Source organism: Streptomyces sp. NPDC043176, assembly GCF_056436715.1.
On record NZ_JBWKCA010000006.1, the window covers coordinates 1 to 23,389 of the forward strand.

At 74.5% G+C, this 23,389-nt stretch carries 13 protein-coding genes; 7 read left to right on the forward strand and 6 right to left on the reverse strand.

Annotation, left to right across the window (positions count from 1 at the left end; all coding sequences use genetic code 11):
• Positions 1-627: 627 nt before the first annotated feature.
• Positions 628-1,194 carry a MarR family winged helix-turn-helix transcriptional regulator gene (locus AC067A_RS11385; RefSeq protein WP_478617831.1) on the reverse strand — a complete coding sequence of 189 codons (567 nt, stop codon included), beginning with the start codon at positions 1,192-1,194 and terminating at the stop codon, positions 628-630.
• 151 nt (positions 1,195-1,345) lie between these two features.
• On the opposite strand from AC067A_RS11385, the gene AC067A_RS11390 reads away from it, so the two are divergent.
• Positions 1,346-2,632 carry an MFS transporter gene (locus tag AC067A_RS11390; protein WP_478618754.1) on the forward strand — a complete coding sequence of 429 codons (1,287 nt, stop codon included), beginning with the start codon at positions 1,346-1,348 and terminating at the stop codon, positions 2,630-2,632.
• Here the strand turns inward: AC067A_RS11390 and AC067A_RS11395 are convergent.
• On the reverse strand, positions 2,629-4,302 hold the full coding sequence (locus AC067A_RS11395; protein ID WP_478617834.1) for an ATP-binding SpoIIE family protein phosphatase: 1,674 nt from the start codon (positions 4,300-4,302) through the stop codon (positions 2,629-2,631). The genes AC067A_RS11390 and AC067A_RS11395 overlap by 4 nt on opposite strands.
• A 106-nt stretch (positions 4,303-4,408) precedes the next feature.
• The gene (locus tag AC067A_RS11400; protein WP_478617837.1) at positions 4,409-5,773 is read right to left on the reverse strand and encodes an NAD(P)/FAD-dependent oxidoreductase; all 1,365 of its coding nucleotides are present in this window, start codon (positions 5,771-5,773) and stop codon (positions 4,409-4,411) included.
• 354 nt (positions 5,774-6,127) lie between these two features.
• On the opposite strand from AC067A_RS11400, the gene AC067A_RS11405 reads away from it, so the two are divergent.
• Together AC067A_RS11405 and AC067A_RS11410 are read left to right on the forward strand one after the other, a co-directional pair.
• Positions 6,128-6,919 (forward strand): TetR/AcrR family transcriptional regulator, encoded by a 792-nt coding sequence (locus AC067A_RS11405; protein ID WP_478617841.1) that lies wholly within the window; start codon positions 6,128-6,130, stop codon positions 6,917-6,919.
• A 490-nt stretch (positions 6,920-7,409) separates the two neighbouring features.
• Positions 7,410-9,659, forward strand: coding sequence for a sigma-70 family RNA polymerase sigma factor (locus AC067A_RS11410; RefSeq protein WP_478617844.1), 2,250 nt, complete (start codon positions 7,410-7,412; stop codon positions 9,657-9,659).
• Here the strand turns inward: AC067A_RS11410 and AC067A_RS11415 are convergent.
• Both AC067A_RS11415 and AC067A_RS11420 read right to left on the reverse strand, forming a co-directional pair.
• On the reverse strand, positions 9,646-13,188 hold the full coding sequence (locus AC067A_RS11415) for an AfsR/SARP family transcriptional regulator (RefSeq protein ID WP_478617847.1): 3,543 nt from the start codon (positions 13,186-13,188) through the stop codon (positions 9,646-9,648). The two genes, AC067A_RS11410 and AC067A_RS11415, sit on opposite strands and share 14 nt — an antisense overlap.
• Positions 13,189-13,638: 450 nt before the next feature.
• On the reverse strand, positions 13,639-15,810 hold the full coding sequence (locus AC067A_RS11420; protein WP_478618756.1) for an asparagine synthase-related protein: 2,172 nt from the start codon (positions 15,808-15,810) through the stop codon (positions 13,639-13,641).
• A gap of 571 nt (positions 15,811-16,381) precedes the next feature.
• Here AC067A_RS11420 and AC067A_RS11425 point away from each other — a divergent pair.
• From AC067A_RS11425 to AC067A_RS11440, 4 genes are all read left to right on the forward strand, one after another.
• A complete protein-coding gene (locus AC067A_RS11425; RefSeq protein ID WP_478617849.1) occupies positions 16,382-17,824 on the forward strand; it encodes an MFS transporter in 1,443 nt (480 codons plus the stop codon).
• A 112-nt stretch (positions 17,825-17,936) separates the two neighbouring features.
• Entirely contained in the window at positions 17,937-19,121 is a 1,185-nt protein-coding gene (lhgO, locus tag AC067A_RS11430; protein WP_478617851.1) for an L-2-hydroxyglutarate oxidase, read from the forward strand.
• Between the two features lie 913 nt (positions 19,122-20,034).
• Positions 20,035-20,763, forward strand: a complete 729-nt coding sequence (gene trmB, locus AC067A_RS11435; protein WP_478618759.1) for a tRNA (guanosine(46)-N7)-methyltransferase TrmB — start codon at positions 20,035-20,037, stop codon at positions 20,761-20,763.
• A gap of 42 nt (positions 20,764-20,805) precedes the next feature.
• Positions 20,806-22,230 carry a PrsW family intramembrane metalloprotease gene (locus AC067A_RS11440; RefSeq protein ID WP_478617854.1) on the forward strand — a complete coding sequence of 475 codons (1,425 nt, stop codon included), beginning with the start codon at positions 20,806-20,808 and terminating at the stop codon, positions 22,228-22,230.
• A gap of 146 nt (positions 22,231-22,376) precedes the next feature.
• Here AC067A_RS11440 and AC067A_RS11445 read toward each other — a convergent pair whose 3' ends face one another.
• Positions 22,377-23,324 carry an aldo/keto reductase gene (locus AC067A_RS11445; protein WP_478617857.1) on the reverse strand — a complete coding sequence of 316 codons (948 nt, stop codon included), beginning with the start codon at positions 23,322-23,324 and terminating at the stop codon, positions 22,377-22,379.
• Positions 23,325-23,389 lie beyond the last annotated feature (65 nt).

A 23,389-nucleotide genomic window follows, 5' to 3' on the forward strand; every position in this document is an offset into this window, starting at 1 on the left:
GGTGTGACACTCGCGTTGAGCGGGACAGTCAGGCCGGAATAGGGCCGACTGTCCACAGCGTCCTCGCTGTGTATGTTGCCCACCAGCCACGAGGGCCGGCGGGACTTTCAAAGGAACCTCGCCATCCGAAGATGGACGGGGTATCAACTAATCTGGCGTTGATTTTTGGCACGCTGTTGAGTTCTCAAGGAACGGACGCTTCCTTCGTACTCACCCTCGCGGGTTTTCCTCCGGGCGCTTCCTTCGTTTCCGACTCTATCAGATCTTTCCGATCCGATTTCCTCGGTGCTTTCCGGTCCCCGTTTCCGCTTTCGCGCCGGGGGCCTTTCGGCGGTTCCGACTCTACCAGATCCTTTCGGTGTCTGATTCCCAGTCAGCGGGTTTTGTCTTTGCGGCTGTTGGGCCGTTCCGACGTCTCAAACTCTAGCGGATTTCCCGGACGGCTCATAATCGAGTCTTTCGAAATGAATTTCGGCATGCCGAAATTCATCCCGGTGGGGAGATCGTGCGGAGTAAGAGGTGCCGCATCAGCGGCGGGAGTGGTTGCCGAAGAACCGTTCCGGCTCGGCGACAACTCGGAGAACACTACGCATCCAGTGGGGGCGTGTCAACCTCCGGTCTGGAGGGTCAGTCGAGGTCCTTCAGGCGGCCGCCGGCGTCGGGCTGGGTGAGCTCCACGCGGCGGAGGAGGCGGATGAGGGCCTCGCCGAGGGCGCCGCGTTCCTCGGTGCCGAGGTCCTGGAGGAGGTCCTCCTCGAAGGCGGTGGCCATGCGCATGGCCTCCAGCCACTTGGAGCGGCCCTCGTCGGTGAGCTCGACGATCACGCGGACGCGGTTGTTCTCGTCGCGGTCGCGGGTGACCAGGCCTTCTCCCGCCATGCGGTCGATGCGGTGGGTCATCGCGGCCGGGGTGAGGCCGAGGCGCTTGGCCAGTTCGCCGGGACCGAGCCGGTAGGGCTCGCCGGCGAGGACGAGGGTCTTGAGGACCTCCCACTCGGCGTTGCTGATGCCGAGGTCCGCCAGCTGGCGGCCGTACGCCACGTTCATGCGGCGGTTCAGTCGGCCGAGGGCCGATACGACCTTCTCGACCTGGGGGTCGAGGTCGCGGAACTCGCGCTGATAGGCGGCGATCTGCTCGTCGAGGCTCGGCTCCTGCGGGGCCTGCTGGCCGGACCGCTCCGTGGTGTCGGACATGCGGCGAGTATCCCACGGGCCTCGTTGGCGTTGAAGTCCTTCGGTGTGTACTGTTAAGCCGTTAACTTTAGTATTGAAGTCTTCAAGGTTCAGGGCTACACCTCTGAACCTGTGACCGAAGTGGGTGAGTGTGACCGAGGCGAGGGGCGCGATGCGCCGGATTCAGGCAGGCAGCGCGCTGAGCGCGTTCGGACTCGGCTTCACGGTGCCGTACCTCTATGTGTACGTCGCCCAGGTGCGGGATCTGGGCGCGGCGACGGCGGGCATCGTCCTGGCGGTCTTCGCCATGGCCGCACTGGTGGTCCTCCCCTTCAGCGGGCGGGCCATCGACCGGCGCGGGCCGGTGCCCGTGCTGATGGTGGCTTCGGTGGTGGCCGCCGTGGGTGCGGTGGGGATGGGCTTCGCGTCGAGCGTGCCGGCGGCCGTGGGTGCCGCGGCGCTGCTGGGCGCCGGTACGGCGGTGCTCCAGCCGGCGCTGGCGACGATGATCGTCTGGTGCTCGACGCCCGTGGGCCGGACCCGGGCCTTCGCCATGCAGTTCTTCCTGCAGAACCTGGGGCTCGGTGTCGGTGGTCTGATCGGCGGCCTGCTGGTCGACACGACCCGTCCGGGCAGCTTCATCCTGCTGTTCTCGATCGAGGCGGCGATGTTCCTCGTCCTGGCGGCGGTCGTCGGGACCGTGCGGATGCCCGGTTCGCCGGCGTTCCAGGGTGCGCGTCCCTCCGAGGGCGGCAAGGGCGGCGGTGTGCGGGCGCTGCTCGGGCACAAGGCGATGGTGCAGCTGTGCGTCCTCGGCTTCGTCCTCTTCTTCGCCTGCTACGGACAGTTCGAGTCGGGTCTCGCCGCGTACGGCACCGAGGCCGCCGGCATCCAGCCGTCGACGCTCGGCATCGCGCTGGCCGCGAACACGGCGGTGATCGTGGCCGCGCAGTTCCTGGTGCTGAAGTTCGTCGAGCGCCGCAGGCGGACCCGGGTGATCGCGGCCGTGGGCCTGATCTGGACCGTGGCATGGCTCATCGCCGGGTACGCGGGGCTCGGGCACGGCAGCCAGGCGATGGCGACGGCGGCGTTCGTCTCCACGTACGCACTGTTCGGGCTCGGTGAGGCGATGCTGTCGCCGACCGTGGCGCCGCTGGTGGCCGATCTGGCGCCGGAGTCGATGGTCGGGCAGTACAACTCGGCCTTCGCGCTGGTCAAGCAGCTGGCGCTGGCCGTCGGTCCGGCCGTGGGCGGGCCCATGGGGGCGGCGCTGCACGGTCCGTACATCGTGACGTTCGTGCTGTTCTCGCTCGGCATCACGTTCCTGGCCGTCCGGCTGGGCAGGCAGCTGACCCCCGAGCAGAACCAGCCCTCGCTCGCCGGCAGGCCCTCGAAGGTCGTGGCCCGGCACCAGCCGGACCCGAAGGCCGAGGCGGCCGTCCGGAGCTCGGCCGTCTAGAGCTCGGCCGCCCGCGTCACCCGGTCGGGCAGGGCGAACTCGCACCAGACCGCTTTGCCGCCGCCCGGTGTGCGGCGGCTTCCCCAGGACGAGGCGATCGTCGCGATGATGGAGATCCCGCGACCCGCCTCGTCCTCCGTTTCCGCCCTGCGGCGGCGCGGGAGGTGGTCGTCCCCGTCGGTGACCTCGATGATCAGCCGGCGGTCGGTGCGGCGCAGCCGCAGCCGCATGGGCGGGGTGCCGTGCTGGAGGGAGTTCGCGACGAGCTCGCTGGTGGCGAGGACGCCGAGGTCCCGCAGTTCGACGGGGAAGCGCCAGCTCGACAGGACGCCGGAGGCGAAGGCACGCGCGCGGGGGGCGGCTTCCACGCCGCCGAGGAGTTCCAGGGCGGCGTTGTGGAAGAGCTCGGCGTCGGATCCGGCGCGGGAGGGGTGCTGGACGACGAGGACGGCCACGTCGTCGTCGTGCTCAGCGGTGACGCCCAGGGAACGCAGGAGCCGGTCGCAGACGACCTGCGGGGTGCCGCTGGCACCGGAGAGGGCGCGGGCCAGGGCGGCGACGCCTTCGTCGATGTCCTCCCGGCGGCGCTCGACCAGGCCGTCGGTGTAGAGGACGGCGGTGGAGCCGGGCGGCAGGGCGATGGACCCCGAGGCGTGCAGCCAGCCTCCGGTGCCGAGCGGCGGGCCCGTCGGGCCCTCGGCGCAGCGGACGGTGCCGTCCTCGTCTCGTACGAGGATCGGGAGGTGGCCTGCGGAGGCGTAGACGAGCTTGCCCTCGCTCGGGTCGTGGATCGCGTAGACACAGGTGGCGATCTGGCTGGCGTCGATCTCGGCGGCGAGGCCGTCGAGGAGCTGGAGCACCTCGTGCGGGGGCAGGTCCAGGCGGGCGTAGGCCCGGACGGCGGTGCGGAGCTGGCCCATGACGGCGGCGGCGCGCACGCCCCGGCCCATCACGTCGCCGATGACGAGGGCGGTGCGGCCGGCGCCGAGGGTGATCACGTCGTACCAGTCGCCGCCGACGGCCGCGTCCGCGACGCCGGGCTGGTAGGTGGCGGCGATCCGGAGGTCGTCGGGCTGCTCGAGCTCCTGCGGGAGCAGGGAGCGCTGGAGGGTGACGGCGGTCTCCCGGTGGCGGCGCTCGCTGGCCCGCAGCCGCTCGGCGGCCTCGGCGTGGTCGGTGACGTCGGCGGCGTGGACGAGGACGCCGCCGCCGTCGAGCCGGGGGCTGTCCACGGGCAGGCAGGTGACCGTGTACGACCCGCCGTCCTGGGTGCGGCGGGCCTTCACCGTGCGGGGCTTGCCGCTGCGCAGGACCTGGTCCATGAGCGGGAGCAGGCCGAGGTCCTCGGCCTCCGGGCAGGTGGCGGCGACGGTCGCTCCGGCGGGGCGGGGGCCGAACGCGGCCGCGTAGGCGTCGTTCACGTACGCGATGCGGTGCTCCGGGCCGTACACGAGCGCGACCAGGCCGGGGAGGCGGCCGAGGAGCTCCCGTACGGAGAAGTCCTCCAGGGCGGGGACGTCGACGGGCTCCGCGGCGTCGGCGGCGGCGTCGGTGAGTTGCTCCAGCTGCTGCCCGTACTCACCGCGGGCTGCGGGCACGGAGCCTTCGGTCCCCCGCGCCGCGCGGCGCTGCGTGCCGGGGAGCCGGGCGCTCCAACGGGTGAAGTTCACGGATTCGTATGCCTCGTGGTGTCGGTGCCGTGCAGAGTCACGCTGTGCAGGTGTGAGCCCACCTATGGTCACACGTCCAGTGTGGACGAGTGCACTGACAGTGATGTCAGGACGACGGCTTGTCGCCGGGGTCGGGTGGTGGGGTGGCGGCGAGTTCGAATTCGGCGCGGGGGTGTTCCAGCGAGCCGAGGGAGACGATCTCCCGTTTGAACAGGCCGGACAGGGTCCATTCGGCGAGGACCCGCGCCTTGCGGTTGAAGGTGGGGACCCTGCTGAGGTGGTAGGCGCGGTGCATGAACCAGGCCGGATATCCCTTGAGCTTGCGGCCGTACACGTGGGCGACGCCTTTGTGGAGGCCGAGGGAGGCGACGGAGCCGGCGTACGCGTGCGCGTACTCCTTGAGCGGTTGTCCCCGCAGGGAGGCGGCGATGTTCTCGGCGAGGACCTTGGCCTGGCGGACGGCGTGCTGGGCGTTCGGCGCGCACTCCCTGCCGGGCTCCTGTGAGGTGACGTCCGGTACGGCGGCGGCGTCGCCGGCGGCCCAGGCGTTCTCGACGCCGTCGACCGTGAGGCGGGCGGTGCAGCGGAGCCGGCCGCGTTCGTTCAGCGGCAGGTCAGTGGCGGCGAGGACGGGGGCGGGTTTGACGCCGGCCGTCCAGACGACGGTGCGGGTGGGCAGGCGGGTGCCGTCGCTGAGGACGGCGACCCGGTCCTCGCAGGAGTCGAGGCGGGTCTCCAGGCGTACGTCGATGTTGCGGCCGCGCAGCTCGCGGACGGCGTACCGGCCCATCTCCGCGCCGACCTCGGGGAGGATCCGGTCCGAGGCCTCGACGAGGACCCAGCGCAGGTCCTCGGGCTTGATGTTGTGGTAGTACCGCGCGGTGTAGCGGGCCATGTCCTCGAGCTCGGCGAGGGCCTCCACGCCCGCGTAGCCGCCGCCGACGAAGACGAAGGTGAGGGCGGCGTCGCGGATCGCGGGGTCGCGGGTGGAGGAGGCAATGTCCATCTGCTCGATGACGTGGTTGCGCAGGCCGATGGCCTCCTCCACGGTCTTGAAGCCGATGCCGTGGTCGGCGAGGCCGGGGACCGGGAGGGTGCGGGAGACGGAGCCCGGCGCGATGACGAGTTCGTCGTAGGAGAGCTCGGTGGCGCCGGTGCCCTCCTCCTCGGTGGCGAGGGTGGAGAGGGTCGCGGTGCGCTTGGCGTGGTCGACGGACCTGACCTCGCCGATGACGATGCGGCACTGGTCCAGGACCCGGCGCAGCGGCACGACGACGTGGCGCGGGGAGATGGAGCCGGCCGCGGCCTCGGGCAGGAACGGCTGGTACGTCATGTACGGCTCGGGGGTGACCACGACGATCTCGGCGGCGCGGGCTCTGAGCTCGGCCCTGAGCTGCCGCTGGAGGCGCAGCGCGGTGTACATGCCGACGTAGCCACCGCCGACCACGAGAATGCGCGCAGGTTCGGTCACTGTCCCATGACGCACCCCCGTCCGTGGTTTGTCCACAGGCTCGGCAAATTGTGTGACCGGAGGGGTACGGAGGCGCGGGGTGGCGCGTGATGCGCGTGCGACGGCATCGACGCAGGTCACAGCGGGTGGAGCAGGTCAGCGAGTGGGTCGGAATCGGGAGTCTTCCGGGCCTTGCTCCGATCGGGGGGCGCACCGTACGGAACTTCCCCTTCTGAATTGACCCCGACTCAACTATGTTCGTACTTCGTCGGGGTGTCGGATCGAAGCGCGTGGACCTGAGCGCTGGTCGACCGGAAACCCCGTGTCAGGGCGGGGAAGTCTCCGGGGGGAGACATCATGAGCGGGGGAACGCTTATGCAGATTCAGGATTCGCGATGGTCGTCGGGCGCCGGGACGGCGATCGTCGAGGACGGCCACGGTTCGGGGGGCGCTGCCTCCGAGTCGCGCAACGGAACGGTGACGCCCGGCGGCAGGTCCGCGCCGCTGCGGGTGGACGCCCAGCGCAATCTGGAGCACGTCCTCCGGGCCGCGCGCGAGGTGTTCGGCGAGCTCGGCTACGGGGCTCCGATGGAGGACGTGGCTCGCCGCGCCCGGGTCGGGGTCGGCACGGTCTACCGCCGTTTCCCCAGCAAGGACGTGCTGGTGCGGCGGATAGCCGAGGAGGAGACCGCCCGGCTGACCGAGCAGGCGCGGGCCGCGCTGGGCCAGGAGGAGGAGCCGTGGTCGGCGCTCTCCCGGTTCCTGCGGACCTCCGTGGCCTCGGGTGCGGGCCGTCTCCTGCCGCCGCAGGTGCTGCGGGTCGGTGTGGACGAGCCCGTGGTGCTGCCCGTCGGCGACGACGGTGACGACGCGGCCCGGGTGCCGTACCAGCGGGGTGTCGCCGAGCAGGCCGACGCGCGCGTGGTCGCGCCGCGCGGTGTGCCGGCGGAGGAGCGGGACGACGCGGGGGCGGCCGAGCTGCTCGAGGTCGTCGGCCGGCTCGTCGACCGGGCGCGTGAGGCGGGTGAGCTGCGGACGGACGTGACCGTGGCGGACGTGCTCCTCGTCATCGCGACGGCCGCCCCGGCGCTCCCGGACGCGGTGCAGCAGGCGGCGGCCTCCGCGCGGCTCCTGGACATCCTGCTCGAGGGCCTGCGCTCCCGGTGACTCCGGGGGGCTCCGCGTAACTCCTGGGGGCTCCCGGCGACTCCGGCGTAACTCCCGGAGATTTTCGGTGACTCCCGGAGATTTTCGGTGACCGTCGTGGGCTCGGGGTGATTCCGGCAGGTTTTCGGTGACTGCCGCGGGCTCCGGGTGATTCCGGCAGGTTTTCGGTGACTGCCGCGGGCTCCGGGTGATTCCGACAGGCTTTCGGTGACCGTCGCGGGCTCCGGTGATCCCGGCAGGCTTTCGGTGACCGCCGCCGACTCCGGGTGGCTCCCGCGGGCTCCTGGTACGTCGTACGTCCAGGCGGGAGACGGCTGTTCCGTGGTCCGGGCGGACCAACGAGCATGACACGAACGTGTGAGCGGTTACGCCCGGATACGGGAAGTCTCCCCGGACGAGTGGTAAGTGGACGCGGCGCTTCGGCGTGCCCGCGCGCTGTGGCAGGCTGGGCCGGTATTCGGGTCTGGGCGTGTGTACGGGGGCTTCCGCGATGAGCGGTGACGGTCGGGACGAACCGCTGGGCGACGGTGGTGGCACGGAGCCCGGAGGCCCGCCCCCGCGACAGGTGCCGAGCCAGGGCGGCCCCGGCGGCCTCTCCGGCGCGCCGGGCGGAGCCCATGCGGTCGGCTCGGCGAGTGTGCCCGGGCAGGGCGGCGCGGTGGCTCCGCCGGGACCTGCCGAACCGTTCGACCGGACCGCGCACGTCGACCACGTTGGCCACGTCGACCACGTCGACCATGCCGCACACCTCGATCACGCGGACCACGTCGAGGACCTTGATCCCGTCGGTCACGTCGGTCCCGTCGGTCCCGTCGGTCCCGTCGGTCCCGTCGGTCACGCCGACGCGAGTGTTCCGCAGCAGCGGGAAGGCAAGTCCTCCGGGGCCGGGGGGTTCGCCGGGCGTGCGGGGGTCGGAGCCGAGTACCCCGACGCTCCTGACGCCGCCCACGCGGACGGCGAGGACGAGTCCGAGGGCGTGCTGCCGCCGCCCGTCGCGCTGCCGCCGTCCGACTCCGAACTCGTCCAGCTCATGCGGGACGGCGACGGTTCGGCGTACGAGGAGCTGTTCCGCCGCCACTCCGACGCCGTGCGGCGGTACGCCAGGACCTGCTGCCGGGACGCGCACACCGCCGACGACCTGACGGCCGAGGTGTTCGCCCGCACCCTGCAGGCCGTCCGCGGCGGGGCCGGACCCGAACAGGCCGTGCGCGCCTACCTCATGACCACCGTCCGGCGGGTCGCGGCGAACTGGGCCAGGACCCAGAAGCGCGAACACCTCGTGGAGGACTTCGCCGTGTTCGCGGCGGAGGCGTCCCGCTCCTCCGACGTCTCCGACCAGGACACGCTGGACCTCGGCGCGGACGTCCGCGCCATGCACGAGGCCGAGCAGTCGCTCGCCATGCAGGCCTTCCGGTCGCTGCCCGAGCGCTGGCAGGCCGTGCTGTGGCACACCACCGTCGAGGAGGAGTCCCCCAGCGACGTCGCCCCGCTGTTCGGCCTCACCGCCAACGCCACGGCCGTCCTCGCCAGCCGGGCCCGCGAGGGGCTCAAGCAGGCGTACCTCCAGGCCCACGTCAGCCAGTCGCTGACCGCCGGCGGCGACTGCGCCCGCTACGCGGACCGGCTCGGCGCCTACGCGCGCGGCGGGCTGCGGATGCGGGCCGAGCGCGGCCTCCGCAAGCACCTGGAGGAATGCGCCAAGTGCCGGCTCGCCGCCGGTGAACTCGCCCACGTCAACGCCGGGATCCCCGCACTGCTGCCGATCGCCGTCATCGGCTGGTTCGCCGCCGGTTACTCCCTCAAGGCGGCCGGGGTCGTCGCCGGTGGCACCGCCGCCGCGGCGGGAGCGGGCGCCGCGGCCGCGGCGGCCGGTTCCTCCGGCGGCGCGGCCTCCGGCGGGGCCGCCGCCGAGGGCCTCGGCGCGCCCGCGAAGGCCGGCATCGCCGCCGCCATAGCGGTGGCCGCGGCCGCCGGCCTCGTCTGGGCCATGGCCGGGGACCCCCAGCCGGTGGCCGCGCCCAAGCCCGCGCCGCCGGCCGTCACCCCGATCGTGCCGTCGGAGCCCGCGCCGCCGCCGAAGCCGACGCCCAAGCCGGTACCGCCGCCTCCGCCCGTACGGTCCGAGCCGCCGGCGCCGGGCCCGACGCCGAGCCCGGCGCCGACTCCCGAGAAGCCCGCGCCGACGCCCACTCCGGCGCCGAAGCCCCCACCGCCCAGCCCGAAGACGACGCCGACGCCGGCGCCGACGCCGACCGCCGAGAAGCCTTCGCCCAAGCCGGCGCCGAAGCCGCCCGCGGCGCCGGCCGTCTACCGGATCAGCGAGCTGCAGTACGGGATCTTCGGCGACGGCACCAAGCCCGAGGTGTCCCTGTCGGACAGCAGCTGGATGTGGCAGCGGAGCAACCTCTTCATCGGCGGCACCCCGTACGCGCACGGCGTCAGCGTCCACGCGCCGTCCTCGCTGCTCGTCGACCTGAACCGGCAGTGCACCGCCTACGACGCGGTCGTCGGCGTCGACGACCTGAGCGCCCTGCTCGGCGTCGGCGGCGTCCGCTTCTCCGTCTACGGCGACGACGAGCGGCTCTGGCGCTCCGACGTCGTCCGGGCGGGCGACCCGCCGCTTCCGGTACACGTGGACATCACCGGCCGCAGCACCCTCCGGCTCGTCGTCGAGGAACACACGCCGTTCGGACGGGCGGCCGTCGCCGACTGGGCGGACTCCCGGATCAGCTGCTCCTGACCCCGTCCTGACCGGCCGCTCCCTCGTCGGCACCCGTCCGGGACCCGACGAGGGACAGGACGGCGTCGACGTCGAGTCCCTCGCCCGCCGCACGGGCGGCGGCGAGGCCGGGCTCGCCGAACGCGGCGAGCGCCTTCGCCGTCACCGCCTCGGCGTCCCGGCGCTGCGGGACCGAGCGAGGTATGTCGCCGCGCCACACGTCGACGGCGGCCAGGACGGTCACGGCGAGGGCCGGTTCGCCCACCTCCGCCAGGATGAGCGCGAGCCCCTCGCCGAGCGCCGCGTGGACGAGGGTCGCGCACTGGCCGTCCCGGGCGGCGCGCAGCGCGGACACCGCGTGGGCCACGGCTTCGGCGCTCTTGCCCTCGTGGGCCTCGACGAGGGCGGTGAGACCGGTCACCGCGGCCGAGAAGTGCGGCGGCGGGGTCCCGGCGGTGACGAGCCGGCCGGCCTCCTCCAGCAGGACCCGGGCCGTCGCCACGTCGCCCTCGTGGAGTGCGATGGCCGCGCGCAGGAAGCCGACGAACGTCCGGGTGTCGTGCACGTGGTAGCGCTCGGCCTCCGCCTCGGCCTCCGCGAGGCCCTTCAGCGCGGCCTCCATGTCACCGCGGTGGTAGAAGAGTTCGGCGAGGCGGGCGAGGAGGAAGGGGCTCTCGGCGTGGGCACCGACCTCGCGGGCGAGACCGAGGGCCTCCTCGTACGCCGCTCCCGCCTCCTCGTGGCGGCCGCGCATCATGTGCGCCTCGGCCGCGGCGCTCGCGATCTGCGCCCCCATCCAGCGGTCGCCGACCCGGCGGGCCAGGTCCCGGAGCTCGGCCAGGTCCTCGTCGACGCCGGGCATGTCGCCGGGCATGTCGACGACCATGTGCGTGCGGAACATCAGGGTGACGCCGACCTCCCAGTCGCCGCCGTGCCGACGGCAGTTGTCGACGGCGGCGTCGAGCATGGCGCGGATCGTCGCCGGATCCTCGGTGAGGTACGCGGTGAACGGCCAGAGCAGACCGGGGAAGCGGGCGCTCTGCGGGCCGAGGTCCGTGCCGAACGCGGACCGCACCCGCCGCACCAGGTCGAACACCTCCGGGTCGTCGCGGAACTCGGCGGCGGCGTGGTTCTCGACGGCGAGGAAGAAGTGCAGCATCCGCAGGTGCATGCGCGGCCAGTACCGGGGGTCGGCCGGGTCCTCCGGGTCCTCGCCGAGCGCGACCGCGCGCTCGACCCAGGACAGCCCTTCGGGCCGGTAGTTGCGCAACCACCAGAACCAGCCCATGGCGAAGACGAGGCGGTGGGCCGCGGCCTCGTCGGGGGCGGTGACGAGGACCCGGTGGAACGCGGCCCTGATGTTGTCGAGGTCCCGCTCGATCCGCTCGATCCAGGGCAGCTGCTCCCCGGAACGCAGCCTGGGCTCGGCGGTCTCGGCGAACGCCGTGAAATGGGCGGTGTGGACGGCCTCGGCCTCGGCGAGGAGGCCGGGGGTCTCGGCGGCGCGCTCGGAGGCGTACTCGTGGATGGTCTCCAGGAGGCGGTAGCGCATCTCACCGCCGTCGACGGGCGTGGCGACGACCAGCGACTTGTCGACGAGCGCGCCCAGCGAGTCGGCGGCGCTCGGCGACAGCGCCTCCGCGGCGGCCAGGTCCCAGCCGCCGACGAAGACCGAGAGCCGGCGGAGCAGGGTGCGCTCGTCCGGGTCGAGCAGGTCCCAGGACCAGTCGACGACGGCGCGGAGGGTCTGCTGGCGGGGCAGGACGGTGCGGGAGCCGGAGGTGAGCAGGCGGAACCGGTCGTCGAGGCGCTCGGCGATCTGGCGCGGGGTGAGCAGCCTGAGGCGGGCGGCGGCCAGTTCGATGGCGAGCGGCAGGCCGTCGAGGCGGCGGCAGATCTCGTCCACCGCGCCGCCGTCCCGGGCCGGGTCGAAGGACGGGCGCACCGCGCGGGCCCGCTCGGCGAACAGCCGGTGGGCCGGGTCGGGCGGCAGCGGCTCGACCGGGCGGACCGACTCGCCGGGCACCCCGAGCGGTTCGCGGCTGGTGGCCAGGATCCGGAGCCGGGGGCAGTGCGTGAGCAGGGTCTCGGCGAGGGCGGCGGCCGCGTCGATGACGTGCTCGCAGTTGTCGAGGACGAGGAGCAGGGGGCGGCGGGCCAGGTGCTCCACCAGGTGGGCGGCCGGATCGTCCTGGAGCGGCACGCCGTCGCGCGTCAGGTTGATCTCCCGCAGCCGCAGCGCGGAGAGCACCGCGCCGGGCAGTGCCTCCGGATCGTCCAGCGGAGCCAGTTCCGCGATCCACGCCTCGGGCCCCGCGGCCCGCAGCGCGGCCTCCTCCGCGAGCCGCGTCTTGCCCGACCCGCCGGGCCCGGTGAGGGTCACCAGTCGTGAGCGGCCCAGGTCCGCGTCGAGGGCGGCCAGTTCGGGCTCGCGCCCGACGAAGGAGGTGAGGCGGGGGCGGATGTTGCCCTGAGCGTGGGGGGCGGGGGCGGCCGGGACGGGGGCGAGTGGGGCAGTGGCGGGTGGGGCAGTGGCGGGTGGAGCGGGGGCGGGGGCGGGTGGGGCGGTGGGGGTCTGGTTCGGGGCCGGAGCCGAGAAGGCCGGGTCCGAGACGGCGGGATCCGAGACGGCGGGATCCGAGACGGGTGTGACGACCGGGTCCGAGGTGGCGGTGGCGGCTGGGTCCGAGGTGGCGGTGGCGGTCGGGTCCGAGGCGGCTGTGACGACCGGGTTCCTAGGGGCCGCGGTGGAGGGCGTACGAGCCGGGGCAGAGGCCGTACGGGCCGGGCCGGGGGCGTGGGGCGTCGGGTCGGGGGCCGTACGGGTCGGGGCCGTGCCGGTGAGGAGTTCGTGGTGGAGGGCGGTGAGTTCGGGGCCGGGGTCGGTTCCGAGGGCGTCGGCGAGGGTGCGACGGGCCGACTCGTACGCGGTGAGGGCGTCGGCGTGGCGGCCCTCGGCGCGCAGGGCGCGGATGAGGTGGGCGCGGAAGGCCTCGTCGTACGGGTACGTGGTGGTCAGCTCGGACAGTTCCGGGACGAGTCCGTCGGTCGCGCCCCGGCGGAGGTCGGCCTCGACGCGTCGGCGCAGGGCCGCGAGCCGCTGGGCGTCGGGGCGGACGCCCGCCGGGTCGGGCAGGTCGGCGAGTGCGGGACCCCGGAAGAGGCCGAGGGCCTCCCGGAGGAGGGCGGCCGCGGTGTCGGGGTCGCCCGCGTCGAGGTGTGCGCCCGCGTCCCTGACCCGGCGCTCGAACACGTACAGGTCGATGTCGTCGGGGCCGGCGACGAGCCGGTAGCCGGGGCCCGGGGTGGAGGCGACGGCCTCCCTGCCGAGGATCCTGCGGAGGCGGCCGACCAGGGCCTGGAGCGCGGCGGGGGTGTCCTGCGGCGGGTCGTCCCCGTAGACGTCGTCGGCGAGCTCGGTGACGGACGCGGCCCGTCCGCCGCGCAGCGCGAGGGCCGCGAGGAGCGCGCGCAGCCGGGCGCCGCCGAGGGGGAGGGGGGTGCCGTCGGGCCGGAGGGCCTCGGTGGTGCCGAGGATGAGATACCGCACCGGCTCATTGTGGCCGGTGGCACCCGCGGGTGCCTCGGGGTTTGTCCGGGCGCCGTCAGAACGCCGAGCTGTCGGGTCCGGAGCCGAGGGGTGGGGAAGCGGGACGACCGTCCCCGGCTTGTGGACGGACTCGTGGTCGTGGTCGCCGGGGCCGGGGCCGGGGCCGGAACAGACGACGGGCTCGCCGGCCTCGCGGTCGAGGAGGAGGCCCTCGTGGTCGATGGGGAGGCCCGCGCGCGTAGGCCCGGATCTTCTCGACGCGGTCACGGCTCGCGGTGGCGGAGGAGGAGAAAGGTCACTTCGGCACGAGGAGGACGGCGTCGGCGGCGGGCCGCTCCTGCCGGTCGTCGAAGCCGCGACGCTCTCGGCTTGGGACGGGCGTCGCGACGGGGGCCGGAGCCCGTTCACTCGAACGAGCGTGCTGTGACGTCCCGGCCGCCCGGCGGAGCCTCACGCCGGGAGGGAGCGGGAGGCCGGGACCAGTGGGCCCTGGACGGCACGGTGGGCGCGGGGCTCGGTGGTGCTGGTCCAGCAGGAGCCGCGGCGGGCGAGGAGGCGGCGGAGCCAGAGTTCGGTGGAGACGAGGTCGGCGAGGCCGTCGAGGGGGACGGGGGCGCCGTCGGCGGCGGAGCCGAGGGCGCGGCGGACGACGCGGGCGTCGATGAGGCCGGCGTCGGCGAGGAGGGGGGCGTCGAAGAGGGCGAGGAGCTCGGGGAGCGCGGCGCGCAGGCCCGCGCGGGTGGCCGCGGCGGGCACGGCGGGATGCGGGGCGCCCCAGCCGGCGGGCAGGTCGTGGACGCCGGCGCCGGACAGGACCGTGCGCAGGACGCCGGCGCGGGCGTCCGGCTGGACCCGGAGCGATTCGGGGAGCACGCGGCAGGCCCGGACGACCTGGTTGTCGAGGAAGGGCGCGTGCAGCCGCTGGCCGCGGATCTCCGCGGCCTGTTCGAGGACCCGGTGGTCGGCCGCGGCGCGGACGAGGGCGGCACGCGCGCGTGCCTCGCCCGGGCGCTGGACGGAGGCGGGGAGGGTCGCCGCCCGGTTCAGGCGAACCGATACTTCGGCCAGTGCCTCCCCCGTCAGCCAGCGCGCCGCGGGCCCCGGCCGCGACCAGGCCAGGGCGGACAGCGAGGCCTCCAGGGGGCCGAAGCCGTCGGGAGCCGTGCGGTTCGCCTCCAGGACGCGCCGGGCCGCCGTCTCCAGACCCGTGCGGTACGGGGTACGGGCCAGCTTCCGCGCCGCCCGGTAGACGGTCAGCGGCACCAGGAACGCGCCCGCGGACGGGCCCGAGGCCTTGGCGAGCGCCGTCACGGGACGCACCAGGGAGCGGCGCCTGCGGTCCATCAGGAGGTCGGCGAGGCGCGCCGGGTGCGCGTCGAGGACCTGCTTGGCGCCCATCCCGGTGAAGTGGTCGGCGCTGCCGCCCGCGAGCCGCCGCCGGTGCCGCTCTGCCGTGACGAGGGCGGGCCCTGGCTCGTCGGTGAGCGGCCCGTCCAGGGCGGCGTACGGGAGCGCCTCCTCGCCGGCCGCGACGACCACGTGGTGCAGGCGCGGGTCGGCCGCGAGCTCCCTGGCCCGCTTCAGCTCCTCCTCGCGGCCCGAACCCGCGCGCGTGGCCAGGTCGTTGAAGGTGACCGCGAGCAGCCGCTCCCCCGCCCCCGCGCCGTGCCCGATGACCGTGCCCGGCACCCCGGGGAGGCCGGCCGCGAGGAGGGCGAGGGTGCCGGACGCGCTGCCGCCGGAGAGGTCGGCGCCGATGCCGGGGGCCGGTCCCGCGCCCCGGGCCGCGCGCCGGTCGGCGGGCCCCATGCCAGGGACCGGGCCGGGGTCGGGGAGCGGGACCTCGGGTGCGTGGCGGGGTGCGGTGAGCCGGGCGCGTACGGCCTCGACGAGGGCGTCCCGCACCCCTTCGACGGCCTGCCGGGGGTCGGACTCGGGCGCCGCGACCGCGAGCGAGGCGACCTGCTCGTACCCGGTGATCTCCCGTGACCCCTCCCGCAGGATCAGCGCGTGGCCGGGCGGCACCCGCCGTACCCCCTCGTACGGGGTGGAGTCGCGCAACGCCTCCGGGGTCTCGGGGCAGGCCAGGAGGGCGGCCAGGTGGCCGATGTCGAGCTGGGCCTCGACGAGGTCGGCGAGCGGCAGGGCGGCCGTGGCGAAGGCGGTGCCGCCCGCCCACGGGGTGTGGAACACCGGCCGGGCGCCCGCCAGGTCACCGGTCACGGTGACGCGGCGGCCGGCCCTGACCACGGCCGTGTAGCTGCCGGACCATGCGGTGAGGTGCCTCAGCGCGCCCCCGCGCGCGGTGAGCAGGCCGAGGCGGAGCTCCTCGTCGCTCGCGGCGCAACAGCCGAGCACGGCGAGGCGGGTGTGGTCGTCGACGGCCACCACGCGCACCTCGTCGGGCCGCCAGTCGCCGACCGCCCACAGCGGGTCGGGCCCGTTCCACAGGAGTTGTGCGCCCACCGGCTGCACCGTGCGCCCCTCGGCCGCCCGGTCGGAGCCGTATCCGGCGGAGGAGGGGAGGTCGGAGTCGTACCGGCCGTGCACCGCCCCCGATCGCGCTCCGGCGGTCGGTGCGAGGTGCGCGGCGACACTGCTCCAGCCCACCAGCCATCGCATCGGCGCCTCCACATCCGTTTCGGTGGGAGACATGCTGCCACGACAACGGCGCACGGGGCGGAGTCCGGGCGCACGCGCGCGAAAGCCGAATGCGCCCCTGGCATGGGCCAGTTGGCTGCCGAGGGGCCACCGGCGTCATTCGGCCAAATATCGACCGTCCCCGGCGGGTTTGGAACGCGACGGGGCCGTCAAGGGCCCGCTCGGGCATCCGGCAGCCCGGGAGGCGCTCCCGCCTCCCGGCGCCGTCCGCCGCCCGCGGGGAATGGGGCGGCGGTGTCCCCCAGCCCACTGGTCCGGGACACCGTTCCCGGCCGAGCGGGCCGACCCACGCATTCCTCATGGAAGCGCTCCCCCTCCGGCCGGACGAGAGCGCACGGCCGGGCGCACGGCCACACGGCCGGAGCACGAACCGGACCGCCGAGACGACCCGACGGCCGGTCACACAACAATCTCGCCATACGGAACACCGCCCCTTAACGGTAGGGATGCGGCGAACTACGCTGTGTTTACGAATGCCGCCCGCCTATGCCCGGCGTCGTGGCGGCCGTCTGGGTTGTCGAGGGGTGGCGTCATGTCCAGGGAGCAACGCGGGCCGAACGAAAAGCTCGGCACGGTTCTCGCCCTCGCGGGAATCAGCAACGCCGGGCTCGCCCGGCGCGTCAACGACCTCGGTTCACAACGGGGACTGACGCTTCGATACGACAAGACCTCGGTCGCCCGATGGGTGTCGAAGGGCATGGTGCCGCAGGGCGCCGCCCCGCACCTGATCGCCGCGGCGATCGGCCAGAAGCTCGGCCGGCCCGTGCCGCTGCACGAGATCGGCCTCGCGGACGCCGACCCGGCGCCCGAGGTGGGGCTCGCCTTCCCGCGCGACGTGGGCGAGGCGGTGCGCTCCGCCACCGACCTGTACCGGCTGGACCTCGCGGGGCGGCGGGCCGGCGGAGGCGGCATCTGGCAGTCGCTGGCGGGCTCCTTCGCGGTCAGCGCGTACGCGACCCCGACCTCGCGCTGGCTGATCACCCCCGCCGACCCCTCGGTCGAGCGCGAGGCACCGCGCCCCGGCACGGGCGCCGCCGGCACCACGGCCGCGGAGCACCCGCGGGTGGGGCACAGCGACGTCGCCAAGCTCCGCGAGGCCGCCGAGGACGCCCGCCGCTGGGACTCCAAGTACGGCGGCGGCGACTGGCGTTCCTCCATGGTCCCGGAGTGCTTACGCGTGGACGCGGCGCCCCTGCTGCTCGGCTCGTACTCGGACGAGGTCGGCCGGGCCCTGTTCGGCGCGACCGCCGAGCTGACCCGGCTGGCCGGCTGGATGGCCTTCGACACCGGGCAGCAGGAGGCCGCCCAGCGCTACTACATCCAGGCGCTGCGGCTCGCCCGCGCCGCCGCCGACGTGCCGCTCGGCGGATACGTCCTCGCCTCCATGTCCCTCCAGGCCACCTACCGGGGCTTCGCCGACGAGGGCGTCGACCTCGCCCAGGCCGCCCTCGAACGCAACCGGGGCCTCGCCACCGCCCGCACCATGTCCTTCTTCCGGCTCGTCGAGGCACGCGCGCACGCCAAGGCCGGCGACGGGCTCGCCGCCGGCGGCGCGCTCAAGTCCGCCGAGGGGTGGCTGGAGCGGTCCCGGGCGGGCGACGCCGACCCGACCTGGCTCGGCTTCTACTCGTACGACCGGTTCTGCGCCGACGCGGCCGAGTGCTACCGGGACCTGAAGGCGCCCCGCGAGGTGCGCCGCTTCACCGAGCAGGCGCTGTCCCGGCCCACCGAGGAGTTCGTCCGCTCGCACGGGCTGCGGCTCGTGGTCTCCGCCGTCGCCGAACTGGAGTCCGGCAACCTCGACGCGGCCTGCGCGGCGGGCACGCTCGCCGTGGAGGTGGCGGGGCGGATCTCGTCGGCGCGGACCACGGAGTACGTACGGGACCTGCTGCACCGGCTCGAACCGTACGGGGACGAGCCGCGGGTCGTGGAGCTGCGGGAGCTGGCCCGGCCCCTCCTCGTCTCCCCGGCGTGACGCGCCGGTCGGGCACGCCGGTCCGCCCGGGCGTGACGCGCATCCCACGACGTGGGCGTTTAGCGACGTTGTCAGTGGGCCAGTGCACTATCGGGGGTGGGAGGTGGCGCTGGTGTTTGACTGCGACGTACTGGTGATCGGCGGCGGAATCGTCGGTCTCTCGACGGCGTACGCGCTGACGCGTGCCGCGCCCGGCACCCGCGTCACGGTCCTGGAGAAGGAGCAGGACCTCGCCCGCCACCAGACCGGGCGCAACAGCGGGGTGATCCACAGCGGGATCTACTACCGGCCGGGGTCGCTCAAGGCCCGCTTCGCGGTCTCGGGCGCGGCCGAAATGGTCAAGTTCTGCGCCGAATGGGGCATTTCGCACGAGGTGACCGGGAAGCTCATCGTCGCCACCACACGCGACGAGCTGCCCCGACTGCACGCGCTCGTCCAGCGCGGCCGGGAGAACGGCATCCCGGTCCGCGAGCTCGGCCCCACCCAGATCAGCGAGTACGAGCCGCGGGTCCGCGGCCTCGCCGCGATCCACGTCGGCACGACCGGAATCTGCGACTACGGCGCGGTGTCGGCCCGCCTCGCCGAAGCCTCCGGAGCCCGCGTCCTGCGCGGCGCGGAGGTCACCGCGATCGACCGGCGCCCCTGGGGCGTCGCCGTCCGCACGGCGGACGGCCGGATCGTGCGGGCGCGGGTCCTCGTCAACTGCGCCGGGCTCCACTGCGACCGGATCGCGCGCCTCGCGGGCGACGACCCCGGCATGCGGATCGTCCCCTTCCGGGGGGAGTACTACGAGCTCGCCGACCCCTCCCTCGTCCGGGGCCTGGTCTATCCCGTCCCCGACCCCGCCTTCCCCTTCCTCGGCGTCCACCTCACCCGGGGCATCGACGGCGGCGTCCACATCGGGCCCAACGCGGTACCGGCACTCGCCCGCGAGGGATACGGCTGGTCCGTCGTCCACCCCCGCGAGCTGGCCGGCACCCTGGCCTGGCCCGGCTCCTGGTCCATCGCCCGCGCCCACTGGCGTTACGGCGCCGGCGAACTCCGCCGCTCGCTCTCCAAGCGGGCCTTCACCGAGGCCGTGCGGCGGCTGCTGCCGGTCGTCGAGGAGTCCGACCTGCGGCGCGCGGCGCCGGGCGTACGGGCGCAGGCGGTACTGCGGGACGGGACGCTCGTCGACGACTTCCTCATCCGCGAGGAGGCGCGCACGGTGCACGTCCTGAACGCGCCCTCGCCCGCGGCGACGGCCTCCCTCCCGATCGGCCGCGAGGTCGCCGGGCTCGCCCTCGCCCAGCTCTAGCCGCCGGACCACCCCCTCGGCAGGACCCCGCCGTGAGCCCCGCCCTCCCCGCGCCCGGGTCGCGGGACCACGTCCTTGGGAGGGCCGCGGGTGGGGGCCGCGGCCTTGGGAGGGCCCGGTTGAGGGCCGCGGCCTTGGCAGGCTCCGGTTGCGGGGCGCGGCCTTGGCAGGCTCCGGTTGAGGGCCGCGCCCGCTCCCATGCCCCCGGTTGCGGGCCGCGCCCTCGGCGGGACCCCGGGTGGGGCCGCGCCCGCTCCCATGCCCCCGGTTGCGGGCCGCGCCCTCGGCAGGACCCCGGGTGGGGCCGCATCTTGGCAGGCCCCGGTTGAGGACCGCGCCCTCGGCAGGACCCCGGTTGTGGGCAACTGTTCCGCAAGGGCGGAACGGGTGGGCACAACCCACCACGGCGCCGCACCTGTGGTCCGGGCTCAGGCGCGGAAGCCTGGGCCCGGCAGAGGGCGCCGTCCTGTGTGCCCACCCGTCCCGCCCAGCGGGACGATTGCCCACACGGCGGGTGGGCGAGGGCGAAGCACTCGGCGCGGGGCGCGGGCACCGCGCGGCGGGGGCGGGCGCAGCCGGCGCGGTGGGAGGCGCAGCCCAACCGTGGGGCGCAGCCGGCGCGGTGGGGGCAGGGGCGCAGCCCACCACCCCGTGGGGGCGGGGCAGCCCGCATCGTGGAGGTGGGCGCAGCCCACATCTTGGGGCGCGAGGGGCGCAGCCCGCATCGTGGGGCGCGAGGGGCGCAGCCCGCATCGTGGGGCGTGGGCGCGGACCGCATCGTGGGGCGTGGGCGCGGACCGCATCGTGGGGGTGGGGGCGCCGTAGGATTGGGGGCATTGTGTCTGAGCAGAGTGAGAACGAATCGCAGCCCGTCGCCGAGGCCGGCCGGACCGCCGCACGGCGGGGAAGCCGGATGTTCGCGCCCGGGGAAGGGCCGATGCCCGACCCGGCCGGGGCGCACCACGAGCGGCGGATCCGGAGTTTCCAGCCGCGCCGCAGCCGCGTCACGTACGGGCAGGCGGAGGCGATGCTGAAGAGGTGGCCCGACTGGGGCCTGGACATCGACGGCAAGAGCGTCCTCGACCTCGGCGAGATGTTCGGCGGGCTGCCGGTCGTCCTGGAGATCGGCTTCGGGATGGGCGAGGCGACCGCGCAGATGGCGGCGGCCGACCCGGGCACCGGAATCCTGGCCGTGGACGTGCACACGCCCGGCCAGGGCAATCTGCTCGGGCTCGCCGACCGCAACGGCCTGACCAACGTGCGGGTCGCCAACGGCGACGCGATCATCCTGCTCCGCGAGATGCTCGCGACGGACTCCCTCGACGGCTGCCGGGTCTACTTCCCTGACCCGTGGCCCAAGGCGCGGCACCACAAGCGGCGGCTCATCCAGCCCGAGTTCCTCAGCCTCCTCGCCACCCGGCTCAGGCCCGGCGGCGTGCTGCACTGCGCCACCGACTGGGAGTCGTACGCCGAGCAGATGCTGGAGGTCCTCTCCGCGCACCCCGACTTCGAGAACACCCAGCCGGACGGCGGCTACGCCCCCCGGCCCGACTTCCGGCCGGTCACCCGCTTCGAGGGCCAGGGTCTGGACAAGGGTCACGTCGTGCACGACCTGCTGTTCCGGCGGGTCCCGCGGGGATAACCCCGTCGCCTGGTGTCGGTGGGGGTCGTTAGGGTCGCTCACGTGTCGAATCCCGCCCCCGCCGACCGGTCTCCCGAGGACACCGCGCCCGTCGGCCGCACCCCCCAGGACCCTGCGCCCGCCGGCCGGCTCCGCGGAGTCGCGGCCCCCGCCGGCCTGTCCCCCGAGAACGCCGCGCCCGTCCCCCACCGGGACACCGACGAGCCGGCCTTTCCGGCCGCGGCGGACCGGTCGCAGTGGCGCTACCGGCCCCGCCGCGCGTTCTGGCGCAGCCGCGTGCTCCGGGCCGTCGCCGTCGTGGTGCTGCTCGCGCTCTGCGCCCTGGTGATCCTGGCCCTGGTCCGCGAGCAGACCGGCACCCAGGGCTTCCTCGTCGGCCTGGGCCTCGCCGTGCTGCCCGTACCGCTGCTGATGGCCGCGTTCCGCTGGCTCGACCGGGTCGAGCCTGGCCCCTGGAAGAACCTGCTCTTCGCCTTCGCCTGGGGCGCCTTCGCCGCCGCGCTCGTCGCGATCCTGGCGAACTCCTTCGCGGTCCGCTGGATCGCGACGGCCACGGCCGACCCGGACTCGGCCGACAACCTCGGGGCCACCGTCATCGCGCCGGTGGTGGAGGAGAGCGCGAAGGCCGCCGCGATCCTGCTGCTCTTCCTCTTCCGCCGGCGGCACTTCGGCGGGCTCGTCGACGGCGTCGTCTTCGCCGGCTTCACCGCGACCGGCTTCGCCTTCACCGAGAACATCCTCTACCTCGGCAACGCCTTCGGCGAGGACCAGGAGTTCGGCTCCGGCATCGGCATGGTGACCGCCGGCACCTTCTTCGTACGGGTCGTGATGTCGCCGTTCGCGCATCCGCTCTTCACCGTGCTCACCGGCATCGGCTTCGGCTTCGCCGCGCTCGCCCCGCGCGGCAAGCGGCTCCGGAAGGTGCTGCTGCCGCTCGCCGGGCTGCTGCTCGCCATGGGCCTGCACGCCGCCTGGAACGGCTCGGCCACCTTCGGCGGCCCCTGGGCCTTCTACGCGGTGTACGGGGCGATCATGGTCCCGGCCTTCGGCCTGCTGACCTGGCTCGCGGTGTGGAGCCGGCAGCGCGAGCTGCGCACGATATCCGGCGAGCTCCCGGCGTACGCGGCGGCCGGCTGGCTGTCCCCCGCCGAGCCGCTCGCGCTCTCCTCGATGCGCGCCCGCCAGATGGCCCGCTCGTTCGCCGCCCGGACGTACGGCCCGGCGGCCGCGCGGACCGTCGGCGAGTACGAGTCCTTCGCGACGACCCTGGCGTTCCTCCGGGACCGGGCCCGGCGCGGCACGGCAGGACCCGACTTCCCGGCCCGCGAGCAGGAGCTGCTCCACCACCTGTGGCAGCGCCGCGAGGTCGCCTCCCCGGCGCTGACGTACGCGGCGCGGGCCACGGGCCGGGTGTGGGCGCCGCCGCAGTACCTGGACTACGGCGGCTACAACCCGTACCGCAGTTAGCCGCAGCCGCCCCGTTCGGAGCCGGCCGACTCCGAACGGGGCCACCTGACCGGACGGGCCGGACGGGAACGTCAGCCGGACAGGCCGGGCGGGAACGTCCGACGGACGAGCCGGGCGGGAACGTCCGACGGACGGCGCAGACGGCGTCAGGCGGCGGACGCCTCGGTGAGCAGGGCCAGCTCGGCGTCGGTGAGCGTGAGGTCGGCGGACGCGACCAGCGCCGGGAGCTGCTCCACCGTGCGGGCCGAGGCGATCGGCGCGACGACGGTGGGCCGGGAGGCGAGCCAGGCGAGGGCGACGGTGGCGAGCTCCGCCTCGTGGGCCTCCGCGACGGAGTCGAGCGCCGAGAGGACGGCCCGGCCGCGCTCGGTGTCGAGGTGGCCGCCGGCTCCCGCCGCGCGGACGCTGTCGACGGTGGCGCCGGGACGGTACTTGCCGGTGAGGAAGCCGGAGGCGAGGCCGTAGTAGGGGACGGCGGCGAGCCCGGCCCGCTCGGCGGTCTCCAGGAGCGGGCCCTCGTAGGTGGCGCGGGACACCAGGTTGTAGTGCGGCTGGAGGGCCACGTAACGGGTCAGGCCCTCGGCCTCGGCGAAGTCGAGGGACGCGCGCAGCCGCTCCGGGGAGATGTTGGAGGCGGCGACGGCGCGCACCTTGCCGTCCTTCACCAGCTGGTCGAGGGCGGTGACGATCTCCTCGACCGGAACGGTCTCGTCGTCGAAGTGCGTGTAGTAGAGGTCGATGTGGTCGGTGCCGAGGCGGCGCAGCGACTCCTCCGCGGCGCCCTTGATGGTGGTGCCGGAGAGCCCCTTGAAGTGCGGGTGGGCACCGACCTTGGTGGCGACGACGACGTCGGCGCGGTTGCCGCGGGAGGCGAGCCAGCGGCCGATGACGGTCTCGGACTCGCCGCCCTCGTTGCCCTCGGCCCACGCGGAGTACATGTCGGCGGAGTCGACGAAGTTGCCGCCGGCGGCGGCATAGGCGTCGAGGACGGCGAAGGACTGGGCCTCGTCGGCGGTCCAGCCGAAGACGTTGCCGCCCAGGGCGAGGGGGAAGACGTGCAGGTCGGAGCTGCCCAGCGGGCGGAGTGAGGTCATGCGGGGGTCAACCCCGCCCGCCGCCGGGCCTATTCCTTGCGGAGGGCCCGGGCTCTCGGAGGCCC